We start from the raw sequence: 19678 nt of genomic DNA, 5'->3' as shown, positions 1-19678 counted from the left end.
GGTCAGCGCAGGCCAGGGATGAACTGGATGAGCAGGTCGATCACCTTGATGCCGATGAACGGCAGGATCAGACCGCCGAGTCCGTAGATCCAGATGTTGCGGCTGAGCAGCGAGGACGCGGACGAGGGCCGGTAGCGCACACCGCGCAGCGCCAGCGGGATCAGTGCCACGATGATCAGCGCGTTGAAGATGATCGCCGAGGAGATCGCCGACGTCGGACTGTGCAGACCCATGATGTTCAGATGCTGCAACCCCGGATAGACGCTGGCGAACATCGCCGGGATGATCGCGAAGTACTTCGCGACGTCGTTGGCGATGGAGAAGGTGGTCAGCGCTCCGCGGGTGATCAGCAGCTGCTTGCCGATCTCGACGATCTCGATGAGCTTGGTGGGGTTGGAGTCCAGGTCCACCATGTTCCCGGCCTCCTTGGCGGCCGAGGTACCGGTGTTCATCGCCACACCCACGTCCGCCTGAGCCAGCGCCGGGGCGTCGTTGGTGCCATCCCCGGTCATCGCGACGAGCTTGCCGCCCGCCTGCTCACGCTTGATCAGCGCCATCTTGTCCTCGGGCGTCGCCTCGGCGAGGAAGTCGTCGACCCCCGCCTCCTCGGCGATAGCGCGCGCCGTCAGCGGGTTGTCACCCGTGATCATGACGGTCTTGATGCCCATCCGGCGCAGCTCGTCGAACCGCTCCCGCATGCCGTGCTTGACCACGTCCTTGAGATGGATGACGCCCAGGATCCGGGCCTCCGCGGTCCCGTTCTGCCAGCTGACCTCGCCCACCACGAGCGGCGTTCCACCGCTGCCGGAGATCCCGTCGACGATCGGGCCGACTTCGTCGGTGGGATGTCCTCCATGGTCACGGACCCACCGCATCACAGCTGTTGCCGCGCCCTTGCGCAGCGCCCGGCGCTCCTCACCGTTGAGGTCCACCCCTGACATGCGGGTCTGGGCAGTGAACGGCACGAACTCGGCGTGCGCCAGCTCTCCTTCGCTTCGGCCGCGAAGCGCGTAGCGTTCCTTGGCGAGGACGACGATCGAGCGGCCCTCGGGGGTCTCGTCGGCGAGCGAGGACAACTGGGCTGCGTCCGCGAGCTGTTCGATATCCACGCCACGTACCGGCAAGAACTCCGACGCCTGCCGGTTGCCGAGGGTGATGGTGCCGGTCTTGTCGAGCAGCAACGTATTGACGTCGCCGGCCGCCTCGACGGCGCGTCCGGACATCGCCAGCACGTTGCGTTGCACCAGCCGGTCCATGCCCGCGATGCCGATAGCGGACAGCAGAGCACCGATCGTCGTCGGAATGAGGGCGACCACCAGCGCCACCAGGATGACGATGGTCTGCTCGGCGCCGGCAAAGATGGCGAACGGCTGCAACGTCACCACGGCGACGAGGAAAACGATGGTCAGCGACGCCAGCAGGATGTTCAGCGCGATCTCGTTCGGCGTCTTCTGCCGCGCCGCACCCTCCACCAGCGCGATCATCCGGTCGATGAACGTCTCCCCCGGCTTGGAAGTGATCTTCACCACGATCCGGTCCGAGAGCACCTTCGTACCGCCGGTCACCGCCGAGCGGTCGCCCCCGGACTCGCGGATCACCGGCGCCGACTCGCCCGTGATCGCCGACTCGTCCACGCTCGCCACACCCTCGACGACATCGCCGTCACCGGGGATGATCTGCCCGGCCTCGACCACAACGCAATCGCCCAGCCGCAGTTGCGTCGCCGGAATCTCCTCCTCCACCAGGCCCTCGGCACCCGGCCGCCAACCGTCGGCGAGCCGGCGGGCGACGGTGTCGGTCTTGGTCCGCCGCAGCGTCTCCGCCTGCGCCTTGCCCCGGCCTTCGGCGACGGCTTCGGACAGGTTGGCGAAGACCGTGGTCAGCCACAACCACACCGTGATGACCCAGGCGAACACGCTGGGGCTCTTGATCGCCGACAGCGTGGTCAGCACCGCACCGACCTCGACCACGAACATGACCGGGTTCCTGATCATCACCCGGGGGTCGAGCTTACGCAGGGCGTCGGGGAAGGAGGTGACCAGCTGCTTGGGGTCCAGCATGCCTCCGGAGACCCGGTGCGGGTTGGGCGCCAGCGGGTCCTTGGCAACCGGAGCTTCCGGGGGTTCCTCGGTTGTTGTGGTGGGCATCAGTGCAGCCCTTCCGCGAGCGGCCCCAGCGCGAGTGCCGGGAAGTAGGTGAGGCCGACGACGATGAGGATCACGCCGGTCAGCAGGCCGACGAACTGCGGCCGGTGGGTGGGCAGCGTGCCAGCCGTGACGGGTACGGGCTGCTGCGAGGCGAGCGATCCGGCCAGAGCCAGGACGAACACCATCGGCAGGAAGCGGCCCAGGATCATCGCCAGGCCGAGGGCGGTGTTGTACCAGACCGTGTTGGCGGAAAGGCCTGCAAAGGCGGAGCCGTTGTTGTTGGCGGCCGAGGTGAAGGCGTAGAGCACCTCGGAGAAGCCGTGCGGGCCATGGTTGAGCATCGCCGCCCGCTCCCCGGGCAGCGCCATCGCCAGCCCCGCCCCCACCAACACGATCGCCGGGGTGGTCAGGATGTACAGCGACGCGTACTTCATCTCCTGACCGCGCAGCTTCTTGCCCAGATACTCCGGCGTACGGCCGACCATGAGCCCGGCGACGAAGACTGCCACGACGGCCAGGATGAGGATCCCGTACAGCCCCGAACCCGTCCCGCCGGGCGCGATCTCGCCCAGCATCATGTTGAAGATGGTCATCCCGCCGCCACCCGGGGTGTACGAATCGTGGAAGGAGTTGACCGCACCGCAGGACGTCAGCGTCGTGGACACCGCGAACAGCGCCGACGCCCAGATGCCGAACCGCTGCTCCTTCCCTTCCATCATCCCGCCGGCCAGGTGACCGGCTGAACTGCTTACACTGTGCAGCTCGTTGGCGGTGACGATGGCAACCGACGACGCCCAGATCAGCGCCATGACCGCGACAATGGCGTAGCCCTGACGGTTGTCGCCGACCATCTTCCCGAAGGTGCGTGGCAGCGCGAATCCGATCACCAACAGCAGATAGATCTCCAGCCAGTTGGTAAAGGGGTTGGGGTTCTCGAACGGATGGGAGGAGTTGGCGTTGTAGAAGCCGCCGCCGTTGGTGCCCAGCTCCTTGATCGCTTCCTGTGAAGCGACCGGGCCACCGGTCAGGCTCTGGTGTTCGCCCGCGATGGTGGTGATCGACTGGATGCCGTGGAAGTTCTCGATCACCCCTCCGGCGACCAGCACCAGCGCGAAGACGAACGAGACCGGCAGCAGCACGCGGAGCACGACCCTCGTCAGGTCCACCCAGAAGTTGCCCACCCGGTCGGTCTTCTTGCGGGTGAAGCCGCGGATGAGAGCGGCGACCACGCCGATACCGACGGCCGCGGAGACGAAGTTCTGCACCGCCAGGCCCGCCATCTGCACCAGGTGGCCCATGGTCGACTCACCCGAGTAGTTCTGCCAGTTGGTGTTGGTGACGAAGGAGGCGGCCGTGTTGAACGCCAGATCCGGTTTGACCGCCTTCATGCCCAGCGACAGCAGCAGGTGGTTCTGCAGCCGCAGGAACCCGTACAGGAACAGCAGCGAGACCAGGAAGAAGGCGAGCACACTGCGCAGATACGCGGGCCATGGCTGATCGGCGTCGCCGTCCACACCCCCCGCCCGGTAGACCAGGCGTTCCACGCGCCAGTGGCGGGGTGAGGTGAGGATGTGGGCGAGGTAGTCACCGAGCGGCCGATAGGAGAGGGCGAGCGCCCCCACCAGGGCGATGACCTGGAGCCAGCCAGCGAGAGTGTTGTTCATGCAGAACCTCTCCTCGTACGGCGGCGTACGGGTGCGGCTAGAACTTCTCGGGGAAGACCAGGCAGAACACGAGGTAGACGACCAGGCCGATGGCGACGATCAGGCCGACGATGTTCTCGATGCTCACAGGCGGCTCACCCCCTTGGCGACCAGGGCGATGAGAGCGAATGCCGCGATGGTGAGCGCGATAAATGCAAGATCAGACATGTACGACACACCCCCGTGATTCGGAACGGGACTGGACCGCTCGGCCATGACGCGAAGACGTCGGATGCAGCGAGCAAAGGCCAAGGGCGGTGTCGGACTGAAACCGGCACCTCCAGCGAATCGCCGCACAGTTCCTTTCGGCGACTCCTCTTAGCGCAGTCCTGACGCTATCGCCCGCCACCTTGACGCCGTCTTGACACGCCGTGGCCGATCGGGTGGTCCTGAGCGTCGGGAACCCAGGTCGGGCAAGGGACCGAGGCAGTCAGCCGCCCACCGTTCTCGGATACGCGACGGTGGCCTCGCCGGTGTCATGCGCGATCGCCGGCAGCACTCCGGTCTGTCCGATGCCCGCGACGTCATCGTGAGCCCGGCTCAGCGGTCGAAACGGTAGCCCAAGCCCGGCTCGGTGATCAGATACCGCGGATGCGAGGGGTCCGGCTCCAGTTTGCGACGCAGCGCGACCATGTGAATGCGCAGGTAGTTGGTGCGCTTCTCGCTGCCGGGCCCCCAGACCTCCCGGAGCAGCTGATGTCCGGTCACCAGGCGTCCCGGGTTGCGCAGCAGGGGCACGAGCAACTGCCATTCGGTAGGGGTGAAGTGTGGTGCCCGGCCCTTGCCGGATCTCGGCACGGCGGTGTATGCGTCCAGATCGATCCGGTACTCCCCGACGTCCACCGTCGAAGGGATCCCCGATCCCGGAGGGCGACGCAGCACCGCTCGCAGGCGGGCCAGTAGCTCCGCCGCGGAGAAGGGCTTGGTGACGTAGTCGTCAGCGCCTGCGTCGAGCGCCGCAACCTTGTCGGCGGAGCTCGACTGCCCGGACACCACGATGATTCCCATCGAGGTGCAGACTCGCAGACCGTAGATGACATCGATGCCAGGCAGATCAGGCAGGCCGATATCGAGGAGCACGGCGTCGGGCTGAGCGGACGCGGCCAGGAGAAGAGCGGTCGCGCCGTCGGGGGCGATGATGACCTCATACCGGCCGACGTCCGGACCGTTGTCGAGAGCCTGCGTGATCTGCGGTTCGTCACCGACGATCAGAATCCGCCGCGCGTCGGTTCCGGGCGCCGGGCGGAGTTGAGTGTCGGGGAAGGAGACGACCATGAGTTCAGACCTCCTCCAGGAACAGGAATGCGGGTGCCACGCCGCCCGGCTGCGCAGGCGTTTCCTGTACAGCCGGGCGGCATTCGTCACATAGGTGACGTCGCGTCACTTCAAGTTGGTCAGCGCCAGATTGAGCGTGACCACGTCCACGTACTCGTTTCCCAGGAACCCGAGCGGGCGGCCGGTGATGTGGTCGCTGACGAGCTTGCGCACTACCGCCGGGTCGAGGCCGCGGGCCTTGGCGACGCGGTTGACCTGCTCGTAGGCGTACGCCGAGGAGATGTCCGGGTCGAGTCCCGAGCCCGATGCCGTCAGGGCGTCGACCGGCACCGTCGACGGGTCGACACCGTCGAACTTCGCCACCGCGGCCCTGCGCTGGTTGATGTCCTGGATCAGGACCGTGCTGTTCGGGCCGAGGTTGGAGGCGCCGGAGGCGGTCGGGTCGTACCCGTTGGTTCCGGCTGCGGACGGGCGCGACTGGAACCACTTCGGGTCCGGGTTGGGGCTCGTCTGGCCCTCCTTGAGCGGCAGGTTGAAGTTCTGGCCGATCAGGCTGGAGCCGACGACCTTGCCGTTCTGCTTGACCAGGGATCCGTTGGCCTGGTCCGGGAAGGCCGCCTGGGCGACGCCCGTGACAGCGAGCGGATACACGACCCCGGTGATCACGGTGAAGACCAGGAGCATCCGCAGGGCCGATACGTGGTTGCGAACCACGGGAGGAAGAAAGCTGGGCATGATGGTTGCCTTCTGTCTTGGTCAGTGCAGGCCGGGGACGAACTGGATGACCATGTCGATCACCTTGATACCGATGAACGGAAGTACCAGACCGCCGAGGCCGTAGATCCAGATGTTGCGGGTCAGCAGCGAGGAAGCCGACGCAGGCCGGTAGCGGACGCCGCGCAGCGCCAGTGGTATCAGTGCCACGATGATCAGCGCGTTGAAGATGATCGCGGAGGAGATCGCCGAGGTCGGGCTGTGCAGGGCCATGATGTTGAGCTTGTTCAGGCCCGGGTAGGCACTGGCGAACATCGCCGGGATGATCGCGAAGTACTTGGCCACGTCGTTGGCGATCGAGAACGTCGTCAAGGCGCCCCGGGTGATCAGCAGCTGCTTGCCGATCTCGACGATCTCGATGAGCTTGGTGGGGTTGGAGTCCAGGTCCACCATGTTCCCGGCCTCCTTGGCGGCCGAGGTACCGGTGTTCATCGCCACACCCACGTCCGCCTGAGCCAGCGCCGGGGCGTCGTTGGTGCCATCACCCGTCATCGCGACGAGCTTGCCGCCCGCCTGCTCACGCTTGATCAGCGCCATCTTGTCCTCGGGCGTCGCCTCGGCGAGGAAGTCGTCGACCCCCGCCTCCTCGGCGATAGCGCGCGCCGTCAGCGGGTTGTCACCCGTGATCATGACGGTCTTGATGCCCATCCGGCGCAGCTCGTCGAACCGCTCCCGGATCCCAGGCTTGACCACGTCCTTGAGGTGGATCACGCCGAGCACGCGCGAGTCGCCGTTCGCCGCCGAGGCGACGACGAGCGGGGTGCCACCGGCCTGCGATATCCGGTCCACGATCTCCTGGACCTCATCCCCGGCCTGGCCGCCGTTCTCGGCCACCCACGCGGTCACCGCGGACGCGGCGCCCTTGCGCACCTGACGGGTCACCCCGTCCTCGGTGAGATCGACGCCCGACATCCGGGTCTGCGCGGTGAACGGCACAAACTCCGCGTGCCCGAGCTCACCTTCGGCGCGCTCCCGCAGCTCGTACTTCTCCTTCGCCAGGACCACGATCGAGCGGCCCTCGGGCGTCTCGTCGGCGAGCGAGGACAGTTGCGCGGCCTCCGCAAGCTCCTTGGTGCTCACCCCTGCCACCGGCAGGAACTCCGACGCCTGACGGTTGCCGAAGGTGATGGTGCCGGTCTTGTCGAGCAGCAAGGTGTTGACGTCACCGGCAGCCTCGACGGCACGTCCGGACATGGCGAGGACATTGCGCTGCACGAGCCGGTCCATGCCGGCGATGCCGATCGCGGAGAGCAGAGCACCGATGGTCGTCGGGATCAGCGCCACCACGAGGGAGACGAGAATGACGATGGACTGCTCGGCGTGAGCGTAGATCGCGAAGGGCTGCAGCGTGACGACCGCGAGGAGGAAGACGATGGTCAGCGACGCCAGCAGGATGTTGAGCGCGATCTCGTTCGGCGTCTTCTGCCGCGCCGCGCCCTCCACCAGGTTGATCATCCGGTCGATGAAGGTCTCCCCCGGCTTGGAGGTGATCTTCACAACGATCCGGTCGGAGAGCACCTTCGTACCGCCGGTGACCGCGGAACGGTCACCGCCCGACTCGCGGATGACCGGAGCCGATTCACCGGTGATCGCCGACTCGTCGACGCTCGCCACGCCCTCAACGACGTCGCCGTCGCCCGGGATGATCTGTCCGGCTTCGACGACGACATGGTCACCGAGGCTGAGCGCGTTCCCGGGGACTTCCTCTTCCGGCGTCGCGATGTCGCCCGGCTTCCAGCCGATGAGCCTGCGGGCCATGGTGTCCGTCTTGGTGCGGCGCAGCGTTTCGGCCTGCGCCTTGCCGCGGCCCTCGGCGACGGCCTCGGCCAGGTTGGCGAAGACCACCGTCAGCCAGAGCCAAGCGGTGATCATCCAGGCGAAGATGGATGGGTCCTTGATCGCCGACAGCGTGGTGAGCACCGCGCCGATCTCGACGACGAACATGACCGGGTTCTTGATCATGACCCGGGGGTTGAGCTTCTTGGCCGCGTCGGGGAGCGAGATGACCAGCTGCTTCGGGTCCAGAAGCCCGGCCGATACGCGGTGTGGTTCCTGTGGCGTGTTGGGGGTCTCTTCGGGAGAGACCGGTGGTTCGACGGTGGTCAGGGACATCAGTGGAGACCTTCCGCGATCGGCCCCAGAGCCAGGGCGGGGAAGTAGGTGAGGCCGACGACGATGAGGATCACGCCGAGGAGCAGACCCACGAACTGCGGGCGGTGGGTGGGCAGCGTGCCCGCGTTGACCGGGACCGGCTGCTGTTTGGCGAGCGAGCCGGCCAAGCCCAGGACGAAGACCATCGGCAGGAAGCGGCCGAAGAGCATGGCCAGGCCGAGCGCGGTGTTGTACCAGTCGGTGTTTACCGTGATGCCTGCGAAGGCTGAGCCGTTGTTGTTGGCGGCCGAGGTGAAGGCGTAGAGCACTTCGGAGAAGCCGTGCGGACCGGTGTTGAGCATGCCTGCCCGCTCACCCGGAAGCGCCATCGCTATGCCCGCGCCGACCAGAACGACCGCCGGCGTGGTGAGGATGTAGAGGGAAGCGAACTTCATCTCCCGGCCGGTGAGCTTCTTGCCCAGGTACTCCGGCGTGCGCCCGACCATCAGACCGGCCACGAACACCGCCACGATCGCCAGGATGAGAATGCCATACAGACCCGATCCCGTACCGCCCGGTGCGATCTCACCGAGCATCATGTTGAAGATTGTCATACCGCCGCCGCCCGGCGTGAACGAATCGTGGAAGGAGTTGACCGCCCCGCACGAGGTGAGCGTCGTGGACACCGCGAACAACGCGGAGGCCCAGATCCCGAAGCGCTGCTCCTTGCCCTCCATCATCCCGCCGGCGAGATGACCGGCCGAACTGCTCACACTGTGCAGTTCGTTGGCGGTGACGATGGCCACCGACGAGGCCCAGATCAGGCCCATTACGGCGACGATCGCGTAGCCCTGACGCTTGTCGCCGACCATCGTGCCGAAGGTGCGCGGTAGCGAGAAGCCGATCACCAGCAGCAGGTAGATCTCCAGCCAGTTGGTGAACGCGTTGGGATTCTCGAACGGGTGGGCGGAGTTGGCGTTGTAGAAACCGCCACCGTTGGTGCCCAGCTCCTTGATCGCCTCCTGGGAGGCCACCGGGCCACCAGTGAGCGACTGGTGGTCGCCGGCGATGGTGGTGATCGACTGGATGCCGTGGAAATTCTCGATCACACCGCCCGCCACCAGCACGATGGCGAAGAGAAACGAGATCGGCAGCAGGATCCGCAGCACGATGCGGGTCAGGTCCACCCAGAAGTTGCCGACGTACGAGGTCTTCTTGCGGGTGAAGCCGCGGATCAGCGTGGCCACGACGGCGATGCCGACGGCCGCGGAGACGAAGTTCTGCACCGCCAGACCCGCCATCTGCACCAGGTGGCCCATGGTCGACTCACCTGAGTACGCCTGCCAGTTGGTGTTGGTGACGAAGGACGCCGCTGTGTTGAAGGCAAGGGCGGGGCTTACCGCCTTCATGCCGATGGAGAGCAGGAAGTGATTCTGCAGGCGCTGGAAGCCGTACAGGAACACCAAGGAGATCAGCGAGAACGCCAGCACGCTGCGCAGATACGCGCCCCACGTCTGCTCGGCGTCCCCGTCCACTCCGCCGGCGCGGTAGACCATGCGCTCCACGCGCCAGTGCTTGCCGGTGGTCAGGACATGGGCCATGTAGTCGCCCAGCGGGCGGAAGGACAGCGCCAGTGCGCCGATCAGCGCGATGACCTGGAGCCAGCCCGCGAGAGTCTCATTCACTAGAACCGCTCCGGGAAGATCAGGCAGAGCACCAGGTAGACCACCAGGCACACCGCGACAATCAGGCCGACAATGTTTTCGATGCTCACAGGAGCTCCACCCCCTTGGCCGCCAGCCCCAAGAGGCCGAAGACCACGAAGGTGAGCACGATGAAGATCACGTCTGACATGAAGACACCCCGGGACAGGGACGATGGACAGAGCCGCGGGCCCTACCGGGTGTGGGGGACACGGAGGCCGGGAGCGGTGCCGGTGGAACCAGCAGCGGTATAGAACCGGTCCGGGACGCCCGGGGGAACACTCCTTAGCGCGCCCCTGACGCCCCGGCGATCCGACCTGATGCCGCCTTGACATCCCTGTCCGGGCCGATACCCCAGCGACATCGGTCCGTTATCCCGCCGCCCGCCTGCCTTTCGACTCGGATGTTCCAACTCGAACGCTTCATCAGAGGGCTGGTCCGCTTGGGGCGCCGGAGAGTTGAACTCGCAGGCTTGTGGTCGATTTCAGGATCTGCGAATGCGTGGGGGCGCGGCAGCGCCCAGGCGTAGCCGGGGTGCGGCGGCGCACGGGCGCAGGTCAGGCCAGCGATTCAACCCGTCGGCCTGCCAGTAGCCGATGATGTACTTGTGCACGCAGTCAAGCTCCATGAAGCCGTGCAGGCCGAGTGGACCGCCTCGGAACTCAGGGATTTTCTGGCCGACGTGCTCGCATCCGCAAGCCTGGTCGGCGTAACGGCAGGGAGTCAAGCCGAGCGGTATCCGTGATCCGGCGATAACGACAATACGTCGCCGACCTGGGGCTGTGAGCGCGGCGTCCGGCAACACTGACCGCGAACTGTGCACGAAGATAGGTACGTAACCAATCGTTGACACCGTCAACAACCTCCAGCATTGAAGGCGTTGCGCAGGTCCGTGTACGGTTACCGGCATGAAAAACAATGCCGGACCACTGGCCGGTCCGCTGGTCACCGGCTCTGAGATCGCTCGGCTCGCGGGGGTGACCCGTGCTGCCGTCTCCAACTGGAGACGGCGCTACGACGACTTCCCGCCCCCTGCGGGTGGTGGAGCGAACACTCCGCTATTCGCCTTGGCCGACGTGCAGGCATGGCTGGACCGGCAGCGTAAGGGGCAGGAGGTCTCCCAGGAGGTCCAGCTATGGCAAGTGTTGCGAGGGGCCTACGGAGACGAGATCATCCGCGGGCTCGCCGATGTCTTCCACTTTCTCGCCAGTGGGGAGCCGACTCCCGAGCTTCCGAAGAAGGCGGTTCGACTGACGCAGGACCTGGCTGCGAGCGCCTCAGTGGCCGACGTGGTCGCCGCCCTGAGTGAACGTTTCACCGACTCCGTACGCCGGGCCGGATCGGACCAGGTCACCTCGCCCCGCGTCGTCCGCGCCGTGCGCCATTTCGCCGGTGAGGTCACACGCGACGCCGTTCTCTTCGACCCGGCCTGTGGCATCGGCACACTGCTTCTCGCCGTCGGGCCGGGGCAGCAGGCCAAACGCTACGGGCAGGAGTCGGATGCCCGCAGCGCGAGATTCGCGCAGTTGCGTGCCAGCCTCACGGATCACACCGGTGCCACCATCGCCACGGGCGACTCCCTGCGCGACGACCAGTGGCCGGATATCAGAGCAGAGCTCGTCGTCTGTGATCCACCAGTGGGCGTCACCGACTGGGGACGGGAAGACCTGCTCCTCGACGCCCGCTGGGAATTGGGCACTCCCTCGCGTGCCGAAGGCGAACTCGCCTGGCTCCAGCACGCCTACGCACACACCGCTCCCGGCGGCCGCGTTCTCATGGTCATGCCCGCGTCGGTCGCCTACCGCAAGGCAGGCCGCCGTATCCGCGCCGAACTCGTACGGCGTGGCATCCTCACGCAGATCATTGCCTTGCCGCCCGGCACAGCGGCATCCCATTCTCTTCCCGTGCATCTGTGGCACCTGCGCCGCCCCGAACCGGTCGGCGACGCCACCGCGTCCGTACGCATGGTCGACCTGACGGCGAACGATCCTGACGGTTCCCTGGAGGTGGGCCCGGGCCAGGTGACGGATGTGCCGCTGATCGACCTGCTGGACGATGTCGTCGACCTCACTCCCGGCCGCCACGTCGAGGAATCGCACCGCGACTACGTCACCGAATACCAAACGCTGCGGAAGGAGTTGGCGCAGCAAGTACAAGGAATCCTCGACTGCCTGCCGGCACTGACCGCAGGCGATACTCCCGGGCTGTTGGAGGGGCCATCCGTCAGTGTCGCGGAACTCGCCCGGGCCGGGCTCGTAGAGTACGGCGACGCGGAGCCGATCTCAGTGAACGACCAGCTCGACACGGACTACCTGCGGGGCTTCCTGAGCAGCGCGGCGAACCTCCGCCGCTCGACGAGCACTAGCGGTACCCTGCGACTCGATGGTCGGGGTGCCCGTATCCCACAGATGGACATCGCCGACCAGCTCCGCTACGGAGCCGCCTTTCGCGCGCTCCTGGAGTTCGAGGAGCGCATGCGGAGGGTGACGGAGCTGAGCCGGGAGGCGGCGGCGCTGGCACGGGACGGGCTGGGCAACGGGGCACTCGTTCCCCAAGAACCTACGGAGTGAGCCAAGCGGTTCTCGCGGCCAGGAGGCGCAGGCACGTCAATTCCCTGCCTGCGGTAGGAACGAACTGGGCGACCCGCTCCAGGAGACGGCCAGTGCTTCCCGCGCCCTGGTGCACGCCACGAACAGCAGGCACCGCTCCCGCAACATGTCCGATTCGTGCTGGAGCGCGTCCACGCCGGCCGGTGTGACCTCGCGTGCGAACGGCACCGCGCTCGCGGTCACTCCGAGGACGGCGACGCACCGGAACTCAAGGCCCTTCATGGCGTGCATGGTCGCCAGCCGCACGCCCTCCGCATCCGGTCCCGGATTGCCCTTGACGCGGACCACCGGCACCTTGGCCACGGCCAGCTTGTCGTACACCTTGTCGATGAGCAGGTTGAAGCGAGCGCACACGCCGATCTCGGAGGGCCGGATGCCCTGGGCGATCCAATGCTCGACGCGCTCCACCAGCGCTGCGACCTCCGCCTGCTCGGAACCGTACCCCTCCACGTGCGGCCTTCGACCGTGCAGCAGCGAACGGTAGCCGGCCAGGGTGTCGCTTCCTTCGCCGCCCAGATCGTCGACGACCACAGGACTGAGAATTCCGGTCGACCAGGCGAGAATCTCCTCCGTGGAGCGGTAGTTGATGCGCAGGCGGTTCGTGCGCCCGGCTACCGAGATGCCGAGCGAGCCCAGGGAGACCTTGGAGTCGTAGATGCGCTGGTGCGGGTCGCCCGTGATGAACACGTCGTCGCTGCCGGGCGTCACCGCGGCCCGCAGCACACGCCATTGAGCGGGATGCAGATCCTGCGCCTCGTCGACCACGACATGGCCGAACTCCGGCGCGGAGCGAGCCAGGAGTTCGGCAGCACGAGCGCACACCCCCAGGTGCGTGGTTGCCCCCCTGTCTCGCAACAGCGACGTGAACCGCTCGACAGCGGGCCACAACCGCTCCCGCCGCGCGGGCGGGAGCGCGCTGCCGCGCCCGCGCCGGGACGCGGCCCGGTAGGCGTTCAGGTCTCGGAGATCCTGGGCGAGGATGACGTGCCGGTACTCCTGGGCCAGGAACTGCTCCGTCCAGGGCAGCCCCAGCGTCTGGGCGACCCGCTGCCACAGCTGCCGCTCCTCCCGGTCGCCGATGGGAGAGGGAGCCCTGCCGTCGAGGCGGGTCACCACCTGGTGCGCGTAGGCGTTGACCGTCGTCACCTCCACGCGGTCGAGCAGCGACCTGTCGCCGTCAAGGAGGAGGGCGAGGTTCTCACGGAGGGCTGCGGCGAGGGCGGTGGTGTAGGTCGTGAGCAGGACGGTCGGCGTGCAGTTCGGCAACGGTGAGCTGCTGGAACTTCTCCATCGCCTTGCGCACGCCGGATTTGACGGGCTTGTCCAGGACGTCGTAGCTCTCCCAGAAGCTGTTGGCGAACGCGAGTTGCGGCACGAGGCGACTCCCCACCCTTGACGGACCCGTCGCGGCGCATCATACGCGCAGGTCGGGAACGATCTGCCGGGCTACGACCGCGATGTCCGCGAGCAGGCCGGCCGGTTGCTGGTCCAGGTCGAGGGCGTGCTGATGGATGACGATGCCCGCATGCCGCACCTGATGGGCCGCGTGTGCGGCGTTGCCTTTCGCGTACACCAGGTGCCCGTCCCGCAGGCCCAGCGCCGTGCAGTAGGCGAGCATCTGGTAGAGGTCGGCGTCCGGATAGCCGTCGCGCTTCTCGGCCTTGTACTTGGCGTCCACCACCGCCGTCGGGGTGCCGCCCGCCCCGTAGAGGACGAAGTCCGGCCGCATGCGGATCGCGGCGGCCTCGTCGAGGTGGTGCGGGTCCTGGAGCCGGGCCGTGCGGCCGGAGCCGCGGAACGCCTCCCGCAGGGCGACGGTCACGAAGTCCTCAAAAAGCTTGTTCATGTCGAGGAGGAAGCCGTCGATGTGCAGTTCGCCGGGCTCGTGCTCCACGGAGGCGCCGTCCAGGACGACGCGCGCGAGGCGCAGCGCCGGGTGATAACGGGAGTTGAGGCGCGAAGGACGCCACTCGGGGAGCGGCCTGCCGCGCACGATCGGGGTGACGTCGGCGAGGCGAGCACGCTGGTGCAGCAGTCGGCGGCGCACGTCAGACGGTATGCCGGGCAGGCGCAGCAGACGCTCCACGGCGGTGCGCACGATGCGGTTCTCCGCGATGTCGGTGGTGAACTCGTCGTACGCCACCTCCACCGGCAGGGTCGCCCCGAAACGGCGGCGGATCTGCTCGGCCTCCCGGATCCGGCCGCGGACGACGACAGCCGTCTCCTCCGTCGCCCGGTATCCCTGCAGCAGGCCCTGCCGCAGTGCCCGGTCCACCTGCCGCTCCACGGCGTGGGCGAACGCCGGAAGCAGGTCGCGGTGATCCCCCACCTCGACCTCCCCGTCGCGCCAGCCACCGCGCGGATCGAGGCTGTAGCCGAGCAGGAAGAACAGGCGGGCGATGGGCACCTTGGGCGTGATGCGTACGCTGACCGGTGCGCCGCCGCCCGGAACGGTGACGGCCACCGCCCCGACCTTGCTCCCTGCCCGCAGCGACCAGTGCCCCGGCGTGTACGGGTCGGGGGCGGCGTCCACGATTCCCGCGGTGGCGAGCGCGCGGCCGACCGCGTCCGCCAGCGGCACGGACCTGGCCGGCGCGTGCTCGACCAGTTCGACGGTGGAGACCGCTGCGACGGGCGTCGGTGAGGTCATTGTGGGGACCGTCCCAGAGATTCCCTCAGCGCTGCCAGGCCGTACCGCTGCTCGATGTCGACGCCCTCCCCGTAGTGGTGCTCTTCCAGCAGCGGAAGGATCTTCGTCCGCCAGGTGCGCTCCAGACCGCCTTCCCGGTACACGCCCTTCTTCATGAGGTACGAGGGGCCGATGCGGAAGTCTGCGTCGTCAATACGCGAGTTGAGGGCGTCGAGCAGATCGGCGGGCTCGGGATCCTTGCCCTCCTTGGCCAGCCAGCGCCGCAGCAGCCCGCTCGTCGGCTCGGTACGCGGCGACAGCTCCACGAAGGCGAACCGGCGCCGCATCGCCGCGTCCACCAGCGCGATGGACCGGTCCGCGGTGTTCATCGTGCCGATCACGAAGAGGTTCGGCGGCAGGGCGAAGTCGTCACCGGAGTAGGTGAGCCGCACGGACCTGTTCCGGTATTCGAGGAGGAAGTACAGCTCACCGAAGACCTTCGCCAGGTTGGCGCGGTTGATCTCGTCGATGATCAGGAAGTGCGGGATGTGCCGGTTGCCTTCCAGGGAGGCGAGGTCGGCCAGCTCCCTCAGTGGGCCGGCCGTCAGACGGAAGGCGACCTCGCGCGTCTCGGGGTCCTCCCGCGGCCGGAAGCCCTCGAAGAAGTCCTCGTAGGAGTACGAGGGGTGGAACTGCACCAGCTTCACCTGCTCGGGTCCTCCTCCGAGGAACTCCGCGAGCTTCAGCGCCAGATAGGTCTTGCCCGTGCCCGGCGGCCCGTACAGCACCACCTGCCGGTCGTCCCAGAGCAGGTCGTGAACCTCGCGCAGCCACTCGGTGTCGTGTACCAGGAGTTCGTCGGCCAGGGCGTCCGTCGGCACCGGAAGCTCCAGCACCCGCCGGGCGGTGATCGCCGGTATCTCGACGCTCGGATCCCGCTCCACGACTTCGGCCGCCTCGTCGGCAAGTTCCTCGTCCGTCAACCCGAGCCCGTCGACGAGGGCGCGTACCGAGGTGAGGTCCACGACGTCATGTTGCACGGACAGCTTCTGCTGAAGGGCCTCCGGCAACTCGTCGTAGGCGTACCCGGCCGTCTTCCACTCAACTGGCCGGCGCAGATTGGATCGTCCGTCCTCGGACTCCACCTGTTCCACAGCACCCGTGATCTCGCCGACGTACAACCTGCCGCCGGAGATCGTGCACACGGTGTCGCCCGGCTTCATTCGGGACAAGAAGGCATGGAGCCCCTCGACCAGCTCCAGTTTCTGGCTGTAGGTGGCCGTCGATTCGTAGTCCTCCTCGACGATCGACCGCAGCGAGTCCTTGGCGACCCCGTGTTCGACTCCTTGCCTCAGTCGAGCGGCGGCGAGCGTGACGCGTTGCTCGGGAAGCCACATCCGCTGGACAAGGTCAAGACCGGAGACGTTCGACCCGCGCACCAGCCAGGTCCGGTTCGGCCCCCACCCCACGTGGTTGAGGAAGTCGCCCAAGGGGTGACCGTCGGAGGTCTTCCACTCCACCCAGCCATTGGCGCTGCGTCCCATCAGGATCTCGGCGGCGGCAGAGGGTGAGTTGCACTCGATGTCCCGCGTCGTCTCCAGTTGGCCCGGCCACGAGGCGGACCGGGTGATGGCCCCTCCTTCGATCAGCCGCTCCCTGAGGCGATGAGAGGACGGCATACGAAGCGGGAACGAAGGAACTACCTGGGGCCGGGCGGGAGAACCGGCAAGCACGAGGAACTTCTGACTCCCGTTCGTCCCTTTCTCCGGCAGCAGCCGTCCTCGCGCGAGCGGCCCGCCGTTCGGCATACGCAACTGGAACTCGGGAGACGGCGCCGCCTCGGACGCCGCTATGTGCTGCTGGCTCACACACACTCCTCGTGCTGATGTCTGCCTTGCGTGCGCCTCGTCGCTGCGACAGTACCGGCGAGGCCCGAACACGTGGATCGCAGCATGCTCGGAAACGTGTCCGGGCGACGGCGTACGCCGGGCCGGGCTTATATCCGGGCGGAGGGCAGGACGTTCAGCAGTTCGGTGACGTCCTGATGCCACGCCCGTACTTCACCGGGCGTGGGCGGCAGTTCGTAGGTGTGGTGGTGGCAGGCGGCGCTGAGCGCGGCCCATGTGGTGTGCCAGTGCCGGGCGACGGACGGCCGCACGTACCACTGGAGGCAGAGCATTCTGCTGCGCCCGTTGCGGGTCATGGCCGGGCTGATGCCGCGCCAGAACGCGTCGAGTGTCTCGTCCAGGGCCAGCCGGAGCAGGACCGCCGCGGCGCGTGCCCGAAGCCCGGGGGCGAGAGTGAGCGCGGTGTCCGGTGGCGGGTTGAGCAGCCGGTCGGCGGCGGCGAGGAGGCCGCTGGTGGGAAGAGTCATCGGGCCAGCACCGCCTTCGCGAGCCGCTCGGTCCGGCGGACCAGGTCCCTGCGGTCGCCCACGGGCTCGGACGCCTGGTGGGACGCCTTGTTGCACTGCCGGATCAAGTCCGTGGCCCAGGCGCCGTGGTCCTGGGCGATGACGTCGAGAACGATGGCGTGCTGCACGTCCAGGGCGATCGCGGCGAGTGCGGTGAGCGAGTCGGCCTTCGCGATCCTGTCCTCGATGGCACGCCAGTCGAGCCCGGCCGCCCGCAAGGTGCTGCGCGCCCGGGCGAGAAGGGCCGCCTCCAGGGCCACGCGGCACATCGCCGGAAGCACCCGGTCTGCCACGTCCGGCGGCAGGTTTCCGTCGAGCGCTATCGCGCGCGCCTCGTCCAGAGCCTGGGTCACCGGGTCGCTGACGGGGACGATGCGGACGACGGAATCGGTCTGACGGGAGACCTGCTTGATCGTCGCCCTGATGCCGAGGCGGCGGATGGCCTCCTCAAGACGGGTGTCATGGGTGAAGACGACGACCTGCCGGTGCTGGGCGTACAGGTCCAGGACCCTGGCCAGGCCGTCGACCTTCTCCGGGTCCATGGACTGGACCGGGTCGTCGATCACCAGGAACTTGAACGGGCTGCTCTCGTGCGTGGCCCGCGGGATGAACAGCGACAGGGCCAGCGAGTGCAGCTCGCCCTGGCTCATGACCCCGAAGGCCGGCGCGTCCATGGCGTCGACGGACACGTCGAGCACGACCTTGCGCTGGGCGGCCGCTCCCGCGAGGCTGATCGAACCGAGCGAGACGCTGCTGCGCTCGCACAGCAGCTTCCACACCATCTGCGACTGGTCGGCGATCGGCTTCAGGCGCGCTTCCCGCAGTTCGTCGGTGAGCTTCTGTAGCCACGTACGTGCCGCCTTGACCTGCTTGATCCGGTCCTCCGCCCGCTGTGCGGCCTCGGCGTGCCGGAGCCACTCGGTGAGGCGTCCCGCGACCGTCTGCCAACGGCCGTCCTGCTCGTCGAGGCGCCGCGCGGCGTCCTCCCGCACCTGGTGGCAGGCATCGCCGAGCACGGCCTCGGCGCGTTCCGCCCGGTCCGCCAGTTCACGTGGGTCCGGTACGGCACGGCACGCGGCCCAGTCGCGCCAGAGGGCGGCGAGCGACGGCTCGTCGGCCTGGAGCCAGGCCGGGACCGGCTGAACCGCATCGTGGACGTCCCGCACGGCGGCCGCCAGCTCCCGGCGCGCGGCCTGCGCCGCCTCCGCTTCCGACTGCAGCCGCTCCACCTGCTCGCGGGCGCCCTCGGCCCAGCGCCCGTCGAGGCGATCGGCGCTTCCGCAGACCGGGCACTCGGTGGAGTCGGGGTGGCGGCGGCGATGGGCGAGTGCCCTCTCCAGCAGGTCGATCAGCTGCCGTGCGTCCTCTGCGGAGGTACACCGCACGTCCTCCGCGTCAGCGGCCGCCTTCCGGAGCCGGGCAACGGCGGCGGCGACGGCCTGCCGGTCGGGAGCCTGCAGAACCGCCAGGCGGCGCAGCCGGGCGAGCGCGGTGTCGTCGGCGACGGTGTTGCCCGCGAGGAGCAGACGCATGCGGTCGAGGTCGGGGTGACGCCCTTCGAGCGCGGCGACCGCTTCCGCGGCACGCGGGTCGTCGTGCTCGGACAGTTCACGCAGGACGGTCTCGGTGAGTGCCTTCGACGCCGCGACCTCGTCCTGGTGCTTCTTCAGCAGGGCACTCACCTGCTTGTAGATGTCGCTGAGCAGTTCCAGGCCCAGGAGTTTGGCGAGAGTGTCATGGAGCGCGGTGGAAGGCCCGGTGATCACCGCCCCGAGCTCGCTGTACGGGAGGAAGGGCCGGTAGAGGGAGATCTGTTCCGGATCGATGACCTCGTGTAGAGCGGATGCGCCGCCCTCCACCTCGGTGCGGCAGTCGTCCACACCAGGGCCGCTCCAGCGCCGACGGACCGTCACCGGAGCGCTCCCGTCGTCGGCGCACAGTTCGACGGACACCTGGGGGTCGGCGTGGTCGTGCAGGTTGCGCCACCCCTTCTTCCAGATCAAGGTCCGGTCCTGCCAACGGTAGTTGCCGCCCGTCAGCGCCATCTCGGCCGCTTCCGCGACGCTGGACTTACCGGAGCCGTTGCGTCCCGCGATGACCGTCAGGCCCGGTTCGGGCCGAAGGTCGAGGCTGGTGGCGGGGCCGATGCCGCGCCATCCGGCGGCAGTGATGGACCGCAGGAAGAGGGAGCGGGCCTGCCCGTCGCTCCTGACGGGAGCTTCGGGCACCACCTCCCTGAGCACATCCTGCGCCTCGGGCGCCAGGCCGGATTCGAGCAGGCGACTGAGGAGTACGTCTCGTAGAAGCATAGGGGGGGATGGCTCGTCAGACATC

General features: G+C 67.8%; 15 protein-coding genes and 1 pseudogene. 2 read left to right on the top strand and 14 right to left on the bottom strand.

Going from position 1 to position 19678, the window contains the following annotated elements; all coding sequences use genetic code 11:
- Positions 1-2 precede the first annotated feature (2 nt).
- The 8 genes from kdpB (NGB36_RS16660) to kdpF (NGB36_RS33450) form a co-directional block, all read right to left on the bottom strand.
- Entirely contained in the window at positions 3-2060 is a 2058-nt protein-coding gene (gene kdpB, locus NGB36_RS16660) for a potassium-transporting ATPase subunit KdpB (RefSeq protein ID WP_255921102.1), read from the bottom strand.
- A gap of 86 nt (positions 2061-2146) precedes the next feature.
- A complete protein-coding gene (kdpA, locus tag NGB36_RS16655; protein WP_255921074.1) occupies positions 2147-3811 on the bottom strand; it encodes a potassium-transporting ATPase subunit KdpA in 1665 nt (554 codons plus the stop codon).
- A gap of 37 nt (positions 3812-3848) precedes the next feature.
- The gene (gene kdpF / locus NGB36_RS16650; RefSeq protein WP_255921073.1) at positions 3849-3938 is read right to left on the bottom strand and encodes a K(+)-transporting ATPase subunit F; all 90 of its coding nucleotides are present in this window, start codon (positions 3936-3938) and stop codon (positions 3849-3851) included.
- A gap of 452 nt (positions 3939-4390) precedes the next feature.
- Positions 4391-5125, bottom strand: coding sequence for a response regulator (locus NGB36_RS16645; protein ID WP_255921072.1), 735 nt, complete (start codon positions 5123-5125; stop codon positions 4391-4393).
- Positions 5126-5230: 105 nt separating this feature from the next.
- A complete protein-coding gene (kdpC, locus tag NGB36_RS16640) occupies positions 5231-5860 on the bottom strand; it encodes a potassium-transporting ATPase subunit KdpC (protein ID WP_255921071.1) in 630 nt (209 codons plus the stop codon).
- Between the two features lie 21 nt (positions 5861-5881).
- Entirely contained in the window at positions 5882-8011 is a 2130-nt protein-coding gene (gene kdpB / locus NGB36_RS16635) for a potassium-transporting ATPase subunit KdpB (protein WP_255921070.1), read from the bottom strand.
- Positions 8011-9675 carry a potassium-transporting ATPase subunit KdpA gene (kdpA, locus tag NGB36_RS16630; RefSeq protein ID WP_255921069.1) on the bottom strand — a complete coding sequence of 555 codons (1665 nt, stop codon included), beginning with the start codon at positions 9673-9675 and terminating at the stop codon, positions 8011-8013. Before kdpA (NGB36_RS16630) ends, kdpB (NGB36_RS16635) begins: the two co-directional genes overlap by 1 nt.
- Positions 9675-9764 (bottom strand): K(+)-transporting ATPase subunit F, encoded by a 90-nt coding sequence (kdpF, locus tag NGB36_RS33450; RefSeq protein ID WP_255921068.1) that lies wholly within the window; start codon positions 9762-9764, stop codon positions 9675-9677. The genes kdpA (NGB36_RS16630) and kdpF (NGB36_RS33450) overlap by 1 nt, the downstream gene beginning before the upstream one ends.
- 536 nt (positions 9765-10300) lie before the next feature.
- Here kdpF (NGB36_RS33450) and NGB36_RS16620 point away from each other — a divergent pair.
- Together NGB36_RS16620 and NGB36_RS16615 are read left to right on the top strand one after the other, a co-directional pair.
- The gene (locus NGB36_RS16620; protein ID WP_255921067.1) at positions 10301-10438 is read left to right on the top strand and encodes a hypothetical protein; all 138 of its coding nucleotides are present in this window, start codon (positions 10301-10303) and stop codon (positions 10436-10438) included.
- Positions 10439-10601: 163 nt separating this feature from the next.
- On the top strand, positions 10602-12263 hold the full coding sequence (locus NGB36_RS16615) for an N-6 DNA methylase (protein WP_255921066.1): 1662 nt from the start codon (positions 10602-10604) through the stop codon (positions 12261-12263).
- A gap of 36 nt (positions 12264-12299) precedes the next feature.
- Here the strand turns inward: NGB36_RS16615 and NGB36_RS16610 are convergent.
- The 6 genes and pseudogenes from NGB36_RS16610 to NGB36_RS16585 all read right to left on the bottom strand — a co-directional run.
- Positions 12300-13547, bottom strand: a pseudogene (locus NGB36_RS16610) (3'-5' exonuclease); the annotation flags it as partial.
- A complete protein-coding gene (locus tag NGB36_RS16605; protein WP_255921065.1) occupies positions 13501-13677 on the bottom strand; it encodes a hypothetical protein in 177 nt (58 codons plus the stop codon). The gene NGB36_RS16605 and the pseudogene NGB36_RS16610, both read right to left, overlap by 47 nt.
- Before the next feature lie 39 nt (positions 13678-13716).
- The gene (locus NGB36_RS16600; RefSeq protein ID WP_255921064.1) at positions 13717-14952 is read right to left on the bottom strand and encodes an McrC family protein; all 1236 of its coding nucleotides are present in this window, start codon (positions 14950-14952) and stop codon (positions 13717-13719) included.
- On the bottom strand, positions 14949-16739 hold the full coding sequence (locus NGB36_RS16595; RefSeq protein ID WP_255921101.1) for a DUF4357 domain-containing protein: 1791 nt from the start codon (positions 16737-16739) through the stop codon (positions 14949-14951). The genes NGB36_RS16600 and NGB36_RS16595 overlap by 4 nt, the downstream gene beginning before the upstream one ends.
- Before the next feature lie 188 nt (positions 16740-16927).
- Complete coding sequence (locus tag NGB36_RS16590; RefSeq protein WP_255921063.1) at positions 16928-17305, bottom strand: hypothetical protein; 378 nt, start codon at positions 17303-17305, stop codon at positions 16928-16930.
- Entirely contained in the window at positions 17302-19677 is a 2376-nt protein-coding gene (locus NGB36_RS16585) for an AAA family ATPase (protein ID WP_255921062.1), read from the bottom strand. The genes NGB36_RS16590 and NGB36_RS16585 overlap by 4 nt, the downstream gene beginning before the upstream one ends.
- Position 19678 lies beyond the last annotated feature (1 nt).

The organism is Streptomyces humicola (assembly GCF_024436035.1).
Classification (GTDB): domain Bacteria; phylum Actinomycetota; class Actinomycetes; order Streptomycetales; family Streptomycetaceae; genus Streptantibioticus_B; species Streptantibioticus_B humicola.
Note: the sequence above shows the minus strand (reverse complement) of the source record. Positions and strands in the feature narration are given on the sequence as shown.